We start from the raw sequence: 15,342 nt of genomic DNA, 5'->3' as shown, positions 1-15,342 counted from the left end.
GTGCGGGGTCACGCGCCCTCGTCGATCCGGGCGCGCAGGGCCTTCTTGTCCACCTTGCCCTGGGGGTCGCGGGGGAGGAGGTCGACCACCTCGAGGCGCTCGGGCAGGTACCACTCGGTGGTGCCCTGGTCGCGCAGGTGCTGCTGGAGGTCCTGGAGGGTGGGGGCCCGTCCGTCGACCGGGACGACGACCGCCGCCGGGGCCTCGGCCTGTTCGGAGGGGTGGAAGGCCACGAGGACGACCTCGTCGACGTCCGGGTGGCCCGCGAGGAGGTCCTCCACCTCCGCACCCGGGATGATCATGCCGCTCGAGCCCTTGATCTCGTCGGAGTCGCGGTCGACGAAGGCGAGCTCGCCGGTGGTGTCGCGATCGGCGATGTCGCCGGTGGCGTACCAGCCGTCGTCGTCGGCCGGCGACCACACGAGGTGGCCGTCGCCGGTGTCGAGCAGGCCGACGGCCACCTGCGGTCCGCGCACGACCACCTCGCCGAGCCCCTCCTCGCCGCCGGGCACCGCGCGGAGCTCGCGCTCGAGGCCCGGGACGGGGTGCCCCATGGTGTGCCAGGAGGTGCCGGGGACCTCCTGCCCGCGCGAGACACCGCCTCCGGGCACCTCGGTCATGCCCCAGTGGATGCGCAGGACGGCGGGGAGCCGGTCGGCCTTGCGCAGGACGCCACGGGCCAGCGGGGCGCCGCCGAGGGCGATCATCCGCAGGCTCGGCGGGGCATCACCGGCGCCGTCGGGACCGAGCGCGTCGAGCAGGGAGTCGTAGCCGCGCGGACCGACGAGCAGGTGGGTGACCTGCTCCTCGTGCACCGCCCGCAGCACCGCCTCCGGGCTGCCGTCGTCGTCGAGCACCGCGCAGTGGCGGTGCAGCAGCGGGCTCAGCACGCTGGTCATGACGCCGATCGCGTGGGTCGCCACCGACGGGGTCATGACGCGCGGATCGGGGCCCGGGTCCTCGCACACCAGCGCGCCCAGCGCACCGCAGGTGCTCGCGTGGAGGGTGTTCGCGGTGTGCAGCACGGCCTTCGACGTCCCGGTCGTCCCGGACGTGAACAGCACGAGTGCGACGTCGTCCGGGCCGATCTCCGCGTCGCCCGTGGGTGCGTCGGCGGCGTCCGGGAGATCGTCGAGGTCGATCAGCCCGGTGCCGTCGTCGTCGACGGCGAGGACCGCGCCGACCGCCGTCGCCCGCTGCTCGACCTGGGCCGGCCCCAGCGAGGACGGCAACGGCACGGCCACCGCACCCAGCCGGCCGCACGCGAAGAACAGGGCGACGGTCTCCCAGCGGTTGGCCAGGCGGTAGGCGACGCGGTCGCCCGGACCGACGTGGGGCCGCAGCCCCGCGGCCAGCCGGTCGACGCCGTCGACGACGTCCGCGACGGACAGGACCCGACGCCGTCCACGCGAGCGGTCGACGAGCAGCGTGCGGCCGGGGTCGCGAGCCAGCTCGTCCCGGAGGTCGTCGAGGTGCGTCCGGTCCCGCCAGTGGCCAGCGCGCCGGTAGGTCTCCGCGGCCTCGGGGAGGGTCGGTCGGGCGACGGCGTCCGATCGGGGCATGGTGGAGGCGCTACCCGCGTCCCCGCGAGGCAGAAACGGCGCGTCGGCCGGGGAATGACGAGGCCCACGCCCGACCTTGTGGACGTGGAGGTGCGCCATGACGATGCGGGTCGCTGCCCTGCACACCGCGCCGGCCCGCAAGGCGCCGATGGTGGCGGTGGACCGGGTCGAGGCCGAGGCGGGGCGTGGTCTCGTCGGCGACCGGTATCACGGCACGCGGCACCGCCACGTCTCCGTCCAGAGCCGCGACGACCTGGCCGCGGCGGCCGAGGCGCTCGGCGCCCCCGTGCCCGAGGACCGGACGCGTCGCACCCTGACCCTCGACCACGGCGAGGTGCCGACCGAGCCCGGGCGCCGGTTGGTCGTCGGCGACGTCGTGCTCGAGGTGGTCCGCCGGGCCGCCCCGTGCCGGGTGATGGACGAGACGGTCGGACCGGGCGCGGCCCGGGCGATGCACGGCCGCGGCGGCGCGATCTTCCGCGTCCTCACCTCGGGCACGATCACGGTCGGCGACGAGGTCGAGTCCGCCGGCTGACCGTCAGGCGCAGGGCCCCACGCCGGCCGTGATGCCGTCGTGGTCGGAGCCCACGAGGAGGAAGCGCCGCGGACCGTCGCCGCACCAGCCCGGACCGACCATGAGGTGGTCGATGCGCAGGAGGAACGCCTGCCACTGCGTCACCGAGGTGGGCCCGGTCCAGCCGTCGCGCATGACGTCGGTGAGCCCGGTGTCGTCGGCCAGCAGCCGGTAGTCGCGGCCGCGGTCGGTCGAGTTGAGGTCCCCGGCCACCACCACGGGGCCCGGCTCGCGCGCGACGCGGTCCGCGAGGGCGACGACGAGCCGGCGGTGCTCGGCGGGGGTGGCCTGGTAGCTGCCGCCGCCGGTCCACCACGGGCGCGGCACGTGCATCGCGTAGAGCACGAACGGCGTCGGTGCGTCGACCGCCACCCGCAGCCCCGGCAGGCCCGGCCCGGTCCCGTCGAGGAGCCGCACCGGGAACCGGCTGTACACCCCGACGGACGGCGTACCGCCGCTGTAGACGTGGTGCGGGTGGTCCTCGTCGAGCTCCCGGTCGATGCTGCGGGTGGCCTCGACGACGACGAGCACGTCGGCGGCGGTCGCCCGCAGCGCGGGCAGCGTCGTCTCGAGCCCGGTGACGTTGGCGCTCGCCACCGTCACCGCGGCGCCGCGCCGGACCGGCCCGGTGTCGGCCGGCGTCCACGGACCGACCACCGCCACCGCCCCGGCGACCAGCACCGACACCGCCGCGAGGAGGCCGCGCTGCCGTCCCACGAGGAGGGCGACGACCGCCGCCACCACGGCGAGCACCGGGAGCACGATCGCCACCACGTCGCCGACGAGCCCCAGCTGGTCGCGCAGGGGGAACCACGTCCAGGGCAGGACCGCGAGGAGCAGCCAGATCCACCACGGACCCCGCGGCGCACGGCGCGACGGGGGCGCGACGACGTCCCCCCGTGCGTTCGGCATCCGGATCGACAGTACCGATCCAGGACCGTCCGGACGGGCGGCGACTCAGCCGACCTCGATCACACCGAAGTGCGCGCCCGCGGGGTCGGCCAGGGTGGCGTGACGCCCGCGCGGACCCGGCGCCACCGCGGTCACGACCTCGCCGCCGGCCCCGCGGGCCGCCTCGACCGCGGCGTCGACGTCGGCCGTCGCGAAGAACGGGAGCCAGTGGGGCAGCGCGTCGCCCGCGATCCCGATCCCGGCCACGGGCCGATCGCCGGTGCTCGCCACGAGGTGACCGACGTCGGTGCCGTCGGCGAAGCCCCACCCGAGCAGCTCCCGGTAGAAGGTGCGCGTGGTGCCCGGCTCCGCCGAGGCCGCCTCGGCCCAGCACAGCCGGCCGGGCGACGGCGCCGGGATCCCGTCGTCGGACTCCCACAGGCCCACCACGGCGGCGCCGGCGTCGAGAGCGACGAGCAGGCGCCCGCCGGCGAGGTCGTCCTCGGGGCCGTGGAGCACCTCGCCGCCGAGCTCCCCGAGGTGCTCCGCGGCGGCGTCGACGTCGTCGACGGCCAGGTAGAGGGTCCAGGCGGGCGGCGCCGTGGCGCCGGGAGAGCCGAGGGCGGCCACGGGCCGGCCGTCGGCGAGCGCCGAGGTCCGGTGGTGCCCCGCCACGCCCTGCTCGGTGTACGTCCACCCGAGCACGGCGGCGTAGAAGGCCCGGGCGGCGTCCGGCTCCCCGACGTCGAGCTCGGCCCAGCACGGTGCGCCCGGCGGCCTGTCCGTCATCCGCGTCCTTTCCTCGGCGTGCCGACATGTCCCGCGCAGCGTGCGGGTAACCCCGGGGCTCGTCCACCACGGGGCGCTCCACCACGCACCACCACGCAGGAGGCCACCATGGCTGACCAGCGCACCGACCTCGACGTCATCGACGAACTCACGACCGACCACCGGGAAGCGCTCGACATCCTCGACCGCCTCCCGAGGACGCCGGACCCCGAGGAGCGTCGCGACCTCGCCGACACGGTCATCGGCGAGCTCGTGCGGCACTCGGTGGCGGAAGAGATGCACGTCTACCCCGCCATGCGCGAGCACCTGCCGGACGGCCGGGAGGTCACCGAGCACGACGCCGAGGAGCACAAGGAGCTCGAGCGCGTCATGAAGGGGCTCGAGTCGACGGCCACCGACGACCCGCGGTTCGACGAGCTGGTGGGCGAGCTGACCGAGAAGCTGCGCCACCACGTGCGCGACGAGGAGGACGAGCAGTTCCCCCGCCTGCGCGAGCAGTTGCCGCGGGAGACGCTCGTCGATCTGCGCGAGAAGGTGGACAGGGCCAAGAAACTGGCGCCGACGCGCCCGCACCCGGACGCGCCGAACGCCGAGCTCTTCCACAAGCTGGCCGGGCCCGGGGTGGGGATGGTGGACCGGATGCGCGACAAGCTCACCGGACGGTCACGGAGCTGAGCGCTCGCCGGCCCGGCCCTCACGGCCGGCGCGGCCGTCGCATCCACAGGGTGTCCGAGGGGGGACTTGAACCCCCACGCCCTACTAGGGCACTAGCACCTCAAGCTAGCGCGTCTGCCATTCCGCCACTCGGACTTGCGAGAAACGAGCGTAGACGACGCCGCGCAGCCCGATCACGGTGGGTGGCAGGATGCGGCGCATGGGTCGTGCCGAGGACGAGGTCGTGTCGCTGACCAGCGAGCTCATCCAGATCGACAGCCAGAACACCGGAGAGCTCGCGACGACCACGGGCGAGGCCGAGGCCGCCGCCTACGTGGACGCGAAGTTGCGCGAGGTGGGGTACGAGACCGAGGTGATCGAGTCCGGGGCTCCCGGGCGGCACAACGTGTTCGCGCGGCTGAAGGGCGCCGACCCCGAGCGCCCCGCGCTGCTCGTGCACGGACACCTCGACGTCGTGCCCTTCGACGAGAGCGAGTGGTCGGTCCACCCGCTGTCCGGCTCGGTCCAGGACGGCTACGTCTGGGGCCGGGGCGCGGTGGACATGAAGGACATGGACGCGATGATCCTGGCGCTCGCGCGCCAGTTCGCCGCCGAGGGCGTCGTCCCCCCGCGCGACCTCGTGTTCGCCTTCCTCGCCGACGAGGAGGCCGGTGGCGCCTACGGCTCGCACTGGCTCGCCGAGAACCGCCCCGACCTGTTCGAGGGCTGCACCGAGGCGCTCGGCGAGGTCGGCGGCTTCTCGCTGACCCTCGGTGAGGACGTCCGCGTCTACCCCGTGATGACCGCGGAGAAGTCGATCGCCTGGATGCGGCTGCGCGTGCGGTCCCGTCCGGGACACGGGTCGATGGTCCACGACGAGAACGCCGTGACGATCCTCGCCGAGGCCGTCGCCCGGCTCGGCCGCCACCGCTTCCCGCTGGTGCTCACGGAATCCGTCCAGGGTTTCTTCGACGAGATCACGGCGTTGACGGGCATCGAGTTCCCGACCGACTCCGCGGCCGCCCTCGACGGTGCGGTCGCGAAGCTCGGCGGGGTCGCGCGCGTGGTCGGCGCGACCACCCGCGACACCGCGAACCCGACGATGCTCTCGGCCGGCTACAAGGCGAACGTCATCCCGTCGGTCGCCGAGGCCACCATCGACTGCCGCGTGCTGCCCGGGCGCCAGGAGGCCTTCGAGCGCGAGCTCGACGAGATCCTCGGCCCCGATGTCGAGCGCGAGTGGATCCGCAACCTGCAGGCCGTGGAGACGAGCTTCGACGGCGAGCTCGTCGACGTCATGACCCGCGCGGTGCAGGAGGAGGACCCGCAGGCCCACACGCTGCCCTACATGATGTCCGGCGGCACCGACGCCAAGGCGTTCGAGAAGCTCGGGATGCGCTGCTTCGGGTTCGCGCCGCTGCGGCTGCCCCCGGACCTCGACTTCACCGCGCTCTTCCACGGCATCGACGAGCGCGTGCCGGTCGACGCCCTGCAGTTCGGGACGCGGGTGCTCGAGAAGATCCTGCGCCGGTGCTGAGCGACGGGACCCCTGTCGCGCTCGTCACCGGAGGTGGCGCCGGGATCGGGGCCGCGGTGTGTGCCCGGCTCGCCGCCGGGGGCCACCGGGTGGCCGTGGTCGACCGCGACGCCGAGGCCGCGACGCGGGTGGCGGCGGAGTGCTCGGGGCTCGCGGTGGCCTGCGACGTCACGTCGGACACGGCCATGGGGGCCGCGGTCGACGAGGTGGAGACCTGGGGCGGGCGCCTCGACCTCGTCGTGCTCAACGCCGGATCGGTCGGCGGCCAGTCGGGGATCGACGCCCTCGACGTCGCCGGCTACCGCCGGGTGATGGGCGTCAACGTCGACCACGTCGTGTTCGGGCTCAACGCCGCGCTCCCGGCGCTGCGGCGCGCGGGCGGCGGCACCGTGATCGCGACGTCCTCGCTCGCGGGCCTCGTCGGCATGCCGGGCGACGCGATCTACACGTTGTCCAAGCACGCCGTCGTCGGCTACGTCCGGTCCGCGGCGGCGAGCCTGACGGGCGAGCCGATCCGGGTGATGGCGGTCTGCCCCGGCTTCACCGACACCGCGTTGATCGCGGACATCCGCGACCGGTTCGGCGGGTTCCCGCTGCTCGGCGCGTCCGACGTCGCCGACGCCGTGTCCTCGATGGTCGAGAAGGGTGAGTCGGGGGAGTGCTGGTTCGTCCAGCCCGGTCGCGAGCCGGCGCCGTTCCGGTTCCGCGACGTCCCGGGCCCGGCCGAGGCCGGCGCCCCGCCGCCGCTGCACGGGGACGGCTGACGTGCGCGCCTGGCGGGTGCCGCGGTACGGGCCGTTCGACGAGGTGCTCGAGATCGCCGACGTCCCGAGCCCCTCGACGGAGGACGGGACGCGCGTGCGGGTGGCGGCCGCGGCCCTGAACTTCGCCGACATCCTCTACACCGCCGGCGAGTACCAGGAGCGCGTGCCACCACCGTTCACGCCCGGCCTCGAGGTGGCGGGCGTGACCGACGACGGCCGGCGGGTGTTCGGTCCCGTGACGATGCCGCACGGCGGCTTCGCGGAGGAGGCGGTGCTGCGCACGACGTGGCCGTGGCCCGAGGGCATGAGCGCGGCCCAGGCCGCCGGCTTCTTCGTGGCGTACCAGACCGGCTGGTGCGCGCTGCACCACCGCACGACGCTGGACGCGGGCGAGACGCTGCTCGTCCTGGCCGCCGCGGGCGGGGTGGGGGCGGCCGCGGTGCAGCTCGGTCGCGCCGCCGGGGCCCGGGTGATCGCGCAGGTGGGCGACGAGGCCAAGGCGGCGGTGGTGCGGGCGCTGGGGGCGGACGAGGTGGTCGTGGGTCACGACGACCTGGTCACCGCCGTGCGCGACCTCACCGACTCCCGCGGCGCCGACGTGGTCTACGACCCGGTGGGCGGCGACCTGTTCGACGCGGCGCGCCGCGTGGTGGCGTTCGAGGGGCGCCTGCTGGTGATCGGGTTCGCCGGCGGGCGGATCGCCGACGCGCCCACCAACCACGCGCTGGTGAAGAACTACGGCGTGCTCGGCGTGCACTGGGCGGCGTACCAGCAGCGGGCGCCGGAGCTCGTGGCGGCCTGGCAGCGGGAGATCGAGGCGCTCTGGGACCGGCGGGCGATCGACCCGCTCGTCGGCGCCGAGTACGCGTTCGAGGACCTGCCGGCGGCGTTCACCGAGCTCCGGGCGCGCCGGACCACCGGGCGCGTGGTGCTCCTACCGCCTCGTTGACGAAGCGGATTTCCGCGCACCCAGTGCCAGCGAGGCCGCAGGGCTTGCACTGGGTGCCAGGAAAGCCGCTACCTCAGGTCGCGAGGCCGGCCTGGAGGGCGCGGGAGACCTTGCGGCGCAGCCAGACCTTCCGGGTCCCGTCGCTGTAGAGCAGCGTGCGGGCGAGCTCCCAGCCGCCGAACTCGGCACGGATGCCGAGCTGCACGGTGGCCGAGATGCGCGTGATGTCCGGGGGGAGGCGGACGGGCTGGTACTCCCAGTCGCCGTCCACCACGGGCGCCCCGATGAGCCCACCCTCATCACCAGCATCGTTCACGAGCTGATCACCTCCGGGACACGTGACCGAGCGACGTCCACCGTACGCACCCGATCGCGCTCCGCGCACGTACCGCGACGCCGGTGTGGATCACTCCCAGGGCGGGGTGTCGGGCTCGTCGGTCTCGTCGTCCGGGGCGGTGGGGGAGCTGACGTCGTCGAGGGCGCCGCGGATGGCCGGGGGCAGCACGAGGTCCTCGGCGGCCAGCGAGCCCAGCAGCTGGGCCCCGTCGCGGGCGCCCACCACCGGGGCCACGACCCCGGGCCGGTCGCGCACCCACGCCAGCGCGACGGCCAGCGGCGAGGTGCCCAGCCCGTGCGCCGCGGTGACGACGGCCTGCACGATGCGCGCGGTGCGCTCGGTGCGGTGCCGCCCGACATAGCCCGCCAGGTGCTCCGACGCGCCGCGGGAGTCGGCGGGAACGCCCTCGCGGTACTTGCCCGTGAGCACCCCGCGGCCCAGCGGAGCCCAGGGCAGGAGCCCCAGCCCGTGGTGACCGGCGGCCGGCAGCACCTCGTCCTCGACCGTCCGCTCCAGCAGCGAGTACTCCGACTGCACCGACACCAACGGGAGCGACGTCAGGGCCTGGCGTGTCGCGGCCGAGGCGACCTGCCAGCCCGCGTAGTTCGCGATCCCGGCGTACCGGGCGCGTCCCGTGGTCAGCGCCACGTCGACGGCGGCGAGGGTCTCCTCGAGCGGCACGTCGTCGTCCCAGGCGTGCAGCTGCCAGAGATCGACGTAGTCGGTGTTCAGGCGGTCCAGCGAGTCGTCGAGCGCCGTGAGGAGCGCACCCCGCGAGGCGCCGCCGCCGAACGGGCCGTCCTCGCGCCGGGCCCCGGCCTTGGTGGCCACGACGACCTCGCCCCGGGGGATGACGTCGTCGAACAGTCCGCCCAGGATCCGCTCGGCCTCGCCGCCCGCGTAGACGTCCGCGGTGTCGACCATGGTGCCGCCGGCGTCGAGGAACGCGAGCAGCGACGCGCCCGCCTCGTCGGCGTCGGTGTCGCGGCCCCAGCTCATCGTGCCGAGCGCCAGGCGCGAGACCCGCAGCCCGCTCGTGCCCAGCCGTCGCTGTTCCACGGTCGGCCAGCTTACGAAGGCGTCACGACCACCTCCGAGGGGCCCGAGGGGGAGGCGGGCACGGGGTGACCGTGGGCTACCGTCCGTGCCCGTGCAGGTGGGTGCCCCCATGGGCTGGCTCGAGGCCGTGGTCCTCGGGATCGTGCAGGGACTGACGGAGTTCCTCCCGGTCTCGTCGTCCGCGCACCTGCGCATCACCTCGGCGTTCTTCTTCGGCAACGACGCCGGCGCGGCCTTCACCGCGGTCACCCAGCTGGGCACCGAGACCGCGGTGCTCATCTACTTCTTCAGCGACATCTGGCGCCTGCTCAGGGCCTGGTTCGTGGGCCTCGCCCGCAAGGACGAGCGTGGCTACGACTACAAGCTCGCCTGGTACGTGATCCTCGGGTCGATCCCGATCGGGGTCCTCGGGCTCGCGTTCGAGGACGTGATCAAGGGCCCGGCCCGCAACCTGTACCTCAACGCCACCGTGCTCATCGTGTTCGCGCTCGTCCTCGCCGCCGCCGAGCGCTACTCGCGGCAGCGCCGCGGCCCCGACCAGCTCACGCTGCGCGACGGGATCGTCATGGGCTGCGCGCAGGCGATGGCGCTGATCCCCGGCGTCTCGCGGTCGGGCGGCACGATCAGCGCCGGCCTGTTCCTCGGCCTCGAGCGCGCCGTCGCCGTGCGGTTCTCGTTCCTGCTGGCGCTGCCCGCGGTGTTCGCGTCCGGGCTGACCCAGACCCCCGACATCCTCGAGCCGTCCGCCGCCGACGTGCAGGGCAGCCTCGTGGTGGTCCCGAGCATCCCGCAGATGATCGTCGCCACGATCATCGCGTTCGCCCTGGGCTACGCCTCGATCGCCTGGCTGCTGAGGTTCGTCGAGAACCACACGATCTACGTCTTCGTCTGGTACCGGGTGCTGCTCGGGCTGGTGGTCCTGCTCGCCGTGAGCAACGGGGTCGTCCCGGCGACCTAGTCGGACACCCGCGTACGGTCGTGTCGTGACAACGGTGATCCTTCTGCGGCACGGCCGGTCGACGGCCAACGTGTCGGGTGTGCTCGCCGGTCGCAGCACCGGCGTCGGTCTCGACGACCACGGCCGCGCGCAGGCCGAGAAGCTGGTCGACCGGCTCGCCGAGCTGCCCCTGGCCGCCGTGGTGACCTCGCCGTTGCAGCGCTGCCAGGAGACGGTGGCCCCGCTGCTGGCCGCCCGCGGCCTGGAGGCGACGGTCGAGGACGACCTGTCCGAGGTCGACTACGGCGACTGGACCGGACGCAAGCTCGGCGACCTGGGCAAGGAGGACCTCTGGAAGGTCGTCCAGGCCCACCCGTCCGCCGCGGTGTTCCCCGGCGGGGAGGGCCTCGCCGCGATGCAGGCCCGCGCGGTCGCGGCGATCCGCCGGCAGGCCGCGCGCATCGGCGCCGAGCACGGCGACCGCGCCCTGTGGGTGGCGTGCAGCCACGGCGACGTGATCAAGGCCGCGGTCGCCGACGCGCTCGGCCTGCACCTCGACTCGTTCCAGCGCATCGTCGTCGACCCCTGCTCGGTGAGCGTCATCAGCTACACCCCGACACGGCCCTTCGTCGTGCGGGTCAACGACACCGGCGGCGACCTGTCCGCGCTGGTCCCGAAGCCGGAGAGCGAGGAATCCGATGGCTCGTCGGACGCCGCCGACGACCCCACAGCAGCCGCCTCGGGCGACCCCCTGTCCGAGACCGCCGTGCCCGCGGAGGCCACCGTCGGAGGGTCGACCGGAGTAGCATGAGACCGCCGTTGACGCCAGGGGATCCGCGCCTCCTCCAGCGGCGTCCCTCCGTGAGTCCTACGATCGAGAAGCCATGCCCAGGGTGATCCACGTCTTCCGCCAGCCCGACCGGTTCGTCGCCGGCACCGTCGGGCAGCCCGGCGAACGCTCCTTCTACCTCCAGGCCACCGAACAGGCCCGGCGGGTGAGCGTGCTGCTCGAGAAGCAGCAGGTGTCGGTGCTCTCGGAGCGGATCGGCACGCTCCTCGAGGAGGTCTCCCGCCGGTTCGGCGCGGACGTCCCCGTCACGGTGCCCGAGGACGAGGTCGACACCTCGCCGCTCGAGGTGCCGGTGGAGGAGGAGTTCCGCGTCGGCACCATGGGGCTGGGCTGGGACGCCGAGTCCCGCAACGTCGTCGTCGAGCTGCTCGCGGTCACCGAGGAGGAGGTCGACGAGTCGGTCGTCCTCGACGACACTGACGAGGGCCCCGACGCGCTGCGCGTGTTCCTCTCGCCCGCCGGCGCCCGCGCGTTCGCCACGCGCGCCGAGCGCGTGGTCGGCGCCGGACGGCGTCTGTGCCCGCTGTGCACCCAGCCGCTCGACGCGTCGGGCCACGTGTGCCCGCGGCAGAACGGCTACCGACGCGTCGCCTCCCCCGAGTAGGCGCGTGAACGGGGACACGGGCACGAACGGGTCGTCCTCCGACGACCGGGAGCTGCTGCTCCACGGGCGGATGGAGGTCGAGGGCCGTCTCACGGAGGCCTCGAACACCACGCTGCTGTGCGTCATCGACTTCAACGGCGTCGAGGGACGCTGCGTCTACAAGCCCGTCCGCGGCGAGCGTCCGCTGTGGGACTTCCCCGACGGCACGCTCGCCGGTCGCGAGGTGGCGACGTACCTGGTCAGCGAGGCGGCCGGGTTCGGGGTGGTGCCGACGACGGTGCTGCGCGACGGTCCCTTCGGCCCCGGCATGGTCCAGCGCTGGATCGACACCGACGAGGAGCGCGAGCTCGTCGACGTCGTCCCGGCCCGTTCGGTCGGCCAGGGCTGGCGCACCGTGCTGCGCGCCCGCGACGCCGCCGGCGATCCGGCGCTGCTCGTGCACGCCGACGACCCCGCGCTGCGGCGCATGGCCGCCCTCGACGTCGTCGTCAACAACGCCGACCGCAAGGGCGGGCACGTGCTCGCCGGCGTCGACGGCGGCGTCTACGGCGTCGACCACGGCATCTGCCTGCACCGCGAGGAGAAGCTGCGCACGGTGCTCTGGGGCTGGGTGGGCGAGCCGCTCTCCGACGACGTCGTCGACGGCCTGCGCCGCCTGCGCAAGGCCCTGTCCCCGGGCAACAAGGCGGGACTCGACGACACCCTGCACGAGCACCTGACCCGCGCCGAGGTCTCCGCCCTGCGCTCACGGCTGTCGAAGCTGCTCGACGCGAACGAGCTGCCCGCGCCGGGAGGACGCTGGCCCCCGATCCCGTGGCCGGCGTTCTGAGCCGGCTTCTCCCGCCCCGCCGGGACCCGCGCTGGCCGCGCGACTTCCACCACCGCCGCACGTCGGACCTGCTCAGCCCGCGGCAGGCCTACGAGCTGGTGCGCGCGTTCCCGCCCCGGGCCGAGCGCGACGGGTCGGGGGTGCCGGTCGTCGACGCCCTCCCGCTCCCGCCCGCCGGGCCCGGCGAGATCTCCGTGACGTGGCTCGGGCACGCCTCGACGCTGCTGCGCGTGGACGGCGTCACGCTGCTGGTCGACCCCGTCCTCGCGGGCGGCATCCCGGGCGCGGGCACCCGCCTGAGGCCCTCGCCGGTGACCCCGGAGGAGCTGCCGCGGGTCGACGCCGTGCTGCTGAGCCACGACCACTACGACCACCTCGACGCGCCGACCCTGCGCCGTCTCCCGCGCTCGACGCGGATGCTCGCCGGCGGCGGCAGCAGGCCGCTGCTCGCCCGGCTCGGGTTCACCGACGTCACCGAGCTCGACTGGTGGGAGAGCGTGGAGGTGGGAGGGGTGACCGTCGAGTTCGTCCCCGCCCACCACTGGTCGCGGCGCACCCTGCTCGACACCTGCCGCCGGCTCTGGGGCGGCTGGGTGGTGACGGGGGCCGGCGGGCGCAGCGTGGTCCACGCCGGCGACACCGGCTACGGCCCGTTCCCCGCGCGGATCGCGGCCCGGCACCGCGACCTCGGCCACGACCTCGCCGTGGCCGTGCTCCCGATCGGCGCCTACGCGCCCCGTCATCTGCTCCGCGGGGTGCACATGGACCCGGCGGAGGCCGTCCGGGCCGCCGGCGACCTGGGCGCGCGGCACGTGGTGCCGGTCCACTGGGGCACGTTCGTGCTCTCCGGCGAGCCGGTCACCGAGCCGCGCGAGCTCGTGCGCGCCGAGTGGGTGCGCGCCGGGCGTGACCTCGCGGACCTCTGGGACCTCCCGATCGGCGGGACGCGGGTCCTGTGAACGGTGTGGTCCCCCCGCGCCGGTCCGGGCGGGCTCTCGTGGTGTGGGGCGTCGCGGTCCTCGCGTACGTCGCCGCGGTGCTCGGGCGGTCGTCGCTGGCCGCCACCGGCGTCACCGCGGCCGAGCGCTTCGACGTCTCGTCGGGCGTGCTCTCACTGCTCGCCGTGGTGCAGCTCGCGGTCTACGCCGCGCTGCAGGTGCCCGCCGGGGTGCTCGTCGACCGCGTCGGCCCGCGGCGGGTGATCGCCGGCGGGGCGGTGCTGGTCGCGGTCGGGCAGGTGGTGCTCGCGCTCGCCGCGCCGTTCTGGCTGGCGGTGGTCGGGCGGATGCTCGTCGGGGCCGGGGACGCGGTGACCTTCGTCAGCGTCCTGCGCCTGATCCCCGCCTGGTTCCCCGCCCGGCGGGTGCCGGTCTACAACCAGCTCGCGGGCATCCTCGGCCAGCTCGGCCAGGTGATCTCGGCGATCCCGCTCGCCGCGCTGGTCGTCGGCACGGGCTGGGCGCCCGCGTACCTGGCCGCGGGCGGGACCTCGGTGCTCGTCGCCGTGCTCGTGCTGGTCGTGGTCCGCGACGGCCCGGCGGGGCCGGCTCCACCCGCGCCGGCGGTCGCGGGCGGGCTGGGGGCGGCGCTGCGCGAGCCCGGGGTGCGGCTGGCGTTCTGGTGCCACCTGGCCGCCCCGTTCCCGGGCAACGTCTTCGGGCTGCTCTGGGGGTTCCCGTTCCTCACCGGCGGCGAGGGCGTCGCGAGCGGGACCGCTCGCGGGCTGCTCGCGCTCTACGTCGGCGCGGGCATCGTCGTCGGCCCGCTGTTCGGGGTGCTGGCCGGGCGCCGGCCGCAGCGCCGCGTCCGGCTGATCGTCGTCTCCGTCCTCGCGCAGGCGACGGCGTGGATCGTCGTCCTCGCCTGGCCCGGCCCGGCACCGATGGCCGTGCTCGTCGGGCTCGTCGTCGTGATCGGCGGCGGGGGCCCGGCATCCCTGGTCGCCTTCGACCTCGCCCGCGCGGCCGTCCCGCCCGCACGGCTCGGGCGGGCCTCCGGGATCGTCAACGTCGGCGGCTTCGTCTCGACCATCGCCGTGGTGCTGTGCGTCGGCCTCGCCCTCGACCTGCAGGGCGCCGGGACCCCGGACGCCTACGACCTCACGGCCTTCCGCGTCGCGATGCTCGTGCAGGTCCCGGTGTGGATCGTCGCGCTGGTGGGGATCGCGCGGTCGGCTCGTTCGGCCGCGCCGAAGGTGCCTCAGTCGGCCGCCGACGGGAAGCGGGGCTCGCGCTTCTCTCGCAGCGCCGTGTAGCCCTCGACGACGTCGGGACCCAGGAACGTGAGCATCTCGTAGGCCGCGGACTGGTCGAAGGTCGGCCCGGCGCTGCGCAGCCAGTTGTTGAGGCTGCGCTTGGTGAGGCGGATCGCCTGCTGCGAGCCGGTGCCCAGGGTGTCGGCGACGCGCAGCGCCTCGTCGAGCACCTGGTCGCGGGGGAGCGCCTTGGCGACCATCCCCAGGCGCTCCGCCTCGGCGCCGGTGACCATCTCGCCGGTGAGCAGGTAGTACCGCGCCTTCGCCATGCCGGCCAGCAGCGGCCAGATGATCGCCGCGTGGTCGCCGGCCGCGACGCCGAGCTTGACGTGCCCGTCGCCGAGCTTGGCGTCCTCGGCGGCGATGGCGATGTCGGCGAGCAGCGCGACGACCACCCCGGCCCCGACGGCGACGCCGTTGATCGCCGAGACGATCGGCTTGTCGCAGTCGATGATGTTGTAGACCAGGTCGGACATCTCGCGGAGCATGTGCTGGACGCGGTCGTAGTCGCCGGCCATCCGCTCGACCATCGCGAGGTCCCCGCCCGCGGAGAACGCCTTCCCGGCGCCGGTGATCACGGCGACGCGTGTCTGCTCATCGGCGCCCACGTCGCGCCAGACCCGGGCCAGCTCGCCGTGGAGCTCCTCGTCGGCCGCGTTGTACTTGTCCGGGCGGTCGATGGTGATCAGCAGGACGCCGTGGTCGCGGCGCTCGAACGTCAGCTGGTGGTAGTCCTCGAACGGCACGGGCGG

At 74.6% G+C, this 15,342-nt stretch carries 17 protein-coding genes and 1 tRNA gene; 11 read left to right on the top strand and 7 right to left on the bottom strand.

Features of this window, described 5'->3' with window-relative positions; genetic code table 11:
• Positions 1–8 precede the first annotated feature (8 nt).
• Positions 9–1,562: a class I adenylate-forming enzyme family protein gene (locus PH191_RS11965; protein WP_274194832.1), complete on the bottom strand. Its 1,554-nt coding sequence runs from the start codon at positions 1,560–1,562 to the stop codon at positions 9–11.
• 97 nt (positions 1,563–1,659) lie between these two features.
• Here PH191_RS11965 and PH191_RS11960 point away from each other — a divergent pair, with 97 nt between their 5' ends.
• A complete protein-coding gene (locus PH191_RS11960; protein ID WP_274194831.1) occupies positions 1,660–2,097 on the top strand; it encodes an MOSC domain-containing protein in 438 nt (145 codons plus the stop codon).
• A gap of 3 nt (positions 2,098–2,100) precedes the next feature.
• Here the strand turns inward: PH191_RS11960 and PH191_RS11955 are convergent, their stop codons facing one another.
• Together PH191_RS11955 and PH191_RS11950 are read right to left on the bottom strand one after the other, a co-directional pair.
• Complete coding sequence (locus PH191_RS11955; RefSeq protein ID WP_274194830.1) at positions 2,101–3,048, bottom strand: endonuclease/exonuclease/phosphatase family protein; 948 nt, start codon at positions 3,046–3,048, stop codon at positions 2,101–2,103.
• Between the two features lie 45 nt (positions 3,049–3,093).
• On the bottom strand, positions 3,094–3,816 hold the full coding sequence (locus PH191_RS11950) for a VOC family protein (RefSeq protein WP_274194829.1): 723 nt from the start codon (positions 3,814–3,816) through the stop codon (positions 3,094–3,096).
• Positions 3,817–3,924: 108 nt separating this feature from the next.
• On the opposite strand from PH191_RS11950, the gene PH191_RS11945 reads away from it, so the two are divergent.
• On the top strand, positions 3,925–4,491 hold the full coding sequence (locus tag PH191_RS11945; RefSeq protein ID WP_274194828.1) for a hemerythrin domain-containing protein: 567 nt from the start codon (positions 3,925–3,927) through the stop codon (positions 4,489–4,491).
• 51 nt (positions 4,492–4,542) lie between these two features.
• Here the strand turns inward: PH191_RS11945 and PH191_RS11940 are convergent.
• Positions 4,543–4,626, bottom strand: a tRNA-Leu gene (locus tag PH191_RS11940).
• A 64-nt stretch (positions 4,627–4,690) separates the two neighbouring features.
• Here PH191_RS11940 and PH191_RS11935 point away from each other — a divergent pair.
• From PH191_RS11935 to PH191_RS11925, 3 genes are read left to right on the top strand one after another with little or no spacing between them, the layout of a single operon-like run.
• Positions 4,691–6,007: a M20/M25/M40 family metallo-hydrolase gene (locus PH191_RS11935; RefSeq protein ID WP_274194827.1), complete on the top strand. Its 1,317-nt coding sequence runs from the start codon at positions 4,691–4,693 to the stop codon at positions 6,005–6,007.
• A complete protein-coding gene (locus tag PH191_RS11930) occupies positions 6,001–6,771 on the top strand; it encodes an SDR family oxidoreductase (protein ID WP_274194826.1) in 771 nt (256 codons plus the stop codon). The genes PH191_RS11935 and PH191_RS11930 overlap by 7 nt, the downstream gene beginning before the upstream one ends.
• 1 nt (position 6,772) lies before the next feature.
• A complete protein-coding gene (locus PH191_RS11925) occupies positions 6,773–7,720 on the top strand; it encodes an NADPH:quinone oxidoreductase family protein (protein ID WP_274194825.1) in 948 nt (315 codons plus the stop codon).
• A 73-nt stretch (positions 7,721–7,793) separates the two neighbouring features.
• Here PH191_RS11925 and PH191_RS11920 read toward each other — a convergent pair whose 3' ends face one another.
• Both PH191_RS11920 and PH191_RS11915 read right to left on the bottom strand, forming a co-directional pair.
• Positions 7,794–8,036: a DUF5703 family protein gene (locus PH191_RS11920; RefSeq protein ID WP_274194824.1), complete on the bottom strand. Its 243-nt coding sequence runs from the start codon at positions 8,034–8,036 to the stop codon at positions 7,794–7,796.
• A gap of 90 nt (positions 8,037–8,126) precedes the next feature.
• Positions 8,127–9,116: an aldo/keto reductase gene (locus tag PH191_RS11915; RefSeq protein WP_274194823.1), complete on the bottom strand. Its 990-nt coding sequence runs from the start codon at positions 9,114–9,116 to the stop codon at positions 8,127–8,129.
• A gap of 109 nt (positions 9,117–9,225) precedes the next feature.
• On the opposite strand from PH191_RS11915, the gene PH191_RS11910 reads away from it, so the two are divergent.
• From PH191_RS11910 to PH191_RS11885, 6 genes are all read left to right on the top strand, one after another.
• Entirely contained in the window at positions 9,226–10,074 is an 849-nt protein-coding gene (locus PH191_RS11910) for an undecaprenyl-diphosphate phosphatase (RefSeq protein WP_274195280.1), read from the top strand.
• A 25-nt stretch (positions 10,075–10,099) separates the two neighbouring features.
• Positions 10,100–10,864 carry a histidine phosphatase family protein gene (locus PH191_RS11905; RefSeq protein ID WP_274194822.1) on the top strand — a complete coding sequence of 255 codons (765 nt, stop codon included), beginning with the start codon at positions 10,100–10,102 and terminating at the stop codon, positions 10,862–10,864.
• Between the two features lie 73 nt (positions 10,865–10,937).
• Complete coding sequence (locus PH191_RS11900) at positions 10,938–11,507, top strand: DUF3090 domain-containing protein (RefSeq protein WP_274194821.1); 570 nt, start codon at positions 10,938–10,940, stop codon at positions 11,505–11,507.
• Positions 11,508–11,577: 70 nt separating this feature from the next.
• Positions 11,578–12,336, top strand: coding sequence for an SCO1664 family protein (locus PH191_RS11895; RefSeq protein ID WP_274195279.1), 759 nt, complete (start codon positions 11,578–11,580; stop codon positions 12,334–12,336).
• Complete coding sequence (locus tag PH191_RS11890; protein WP_274194820.1) at positions 12,321–13,295, top strand: MBL fold metallo-hydrolase; 975 nt, start codon at positions 12,321–12,323, stop codon at positions 13,293–13,295. Before PH191_RS11895 ends, PH191_RS11890 begins: the two co-directional genes overlap by 16 nt.
• Positions 13,296–13,300: 5 nt before the next feature.
• Positions 13,301–14,590, top strand: coding sequence for an MFS transporter (locus PH191_RS11885; RefSeq protein WP_274194819.1), 1,290 nt, complete (start codon positions 13,301–13,303; stop codon positions 14,588–14,590).
• On the opposite strand, the gene PH191_RS11880 is transcribed toward PH191_RS11885, so the two are convergent.
• Positions 14,536–15,336 (bottom strand): enoyl-CoA hydratase/isomerase family protein, encoded by an 801-nt coding sequence (locus PH191_RS11880; protein WP_274194818.1) that lies wholly within the window; start codon positions 15,334–15,336, stop codon positions 14,536–14,538. The two genes, PH191_RS11885 and PH191_RS11880, sit on opposite strands and share 55 nt — an antisense overlap.
• Between the last annotated feature and the right edge of the window lie 6 nt (positions 15,337–15,342).

It is taken from the genome of Actinomycetospora callitridis, assembly GCF_028737265.1.
Lineage (GTDB): Bacteria > Actinomycetota > Actinomycetes > Mycobacteriales > Pseudonocardiaceae > Actinomycetospora > Actinomycetospora callitridis.
This window is presented reverse-complemented; position numbering and strand designations above follow the sequence as displayed.

What these genes read in the sequence shown, in the direction of transcription:
- PH191_RS11895 (WP_274195279.1), top strand. Translation starts at nt 11,578, where the DNA reads ATGGAGGTCGAGGGCCGTCTCACGGAGGCCTCGAACACCACGCTGCTG.
- PH191_RS11945 (WP_274194828.1), top strand. Translation starts at nt 3,925, where the DNA reads ATGGCTGACCAGCGCACCGACCTCGACGTCATCGACGAACTCACGACC.
- PH191_RS11960 (WP_274194831.1), top strand. Translation starts at nt 1,660, where the DNA reads ATGACGATGCGGGTCGCTGCCCTGCACACCGCGCCGGCCCGCAAGGCG.
- PH191_RS11910 (WP_274195280.1), top strand. Translation starts at nt 9,226, where the DNA reads ATGGGCTGGCTCGAGGCCGTGGTCCTCGGGATCGTGCAGGGACTGACG.
- PH191_RS11900 (WP_274194821.1), top strand. Translation starts at nt 10,938, where the DNA reads ATGCCCAGGGTGATCCACGTCTTCCGCCAGCCCGACCGGTTCGTCGCC.
- PH191_RS11935 (WP_274194827.1), top strand. Translation starts at nt 4,691, where the DNA reads ATGGGTCGTGCCGAGGACGAGGTCGTGTCGCTGACCAGCGAGCTCATC.
- PH191_RS11950 (WP_274194829.1), bottom strand. Translation starts at nt 3,816, where the DNA reads ATGACGGACAGGCCGCCGGGCGCACCGTGCTGGGCCGAGCTCGACGTC.
- PH191_RS11955 (WP_274194830.1), bottom strand. Translation starts at nt 3,048, where the DNA reads ATGCCGAACGCACGGGGGGACGTCGTCGCGCCCCCGTCGCGCCGTGCG.
- PH191_RS11965 (WP_274194832.1), bottom strand. Translation starts at nt 1,562, where the DNA reads ATGCCCCGATCGGACGCCGTCGCCCGACCGACCCTCCCCGAGGCCGCG.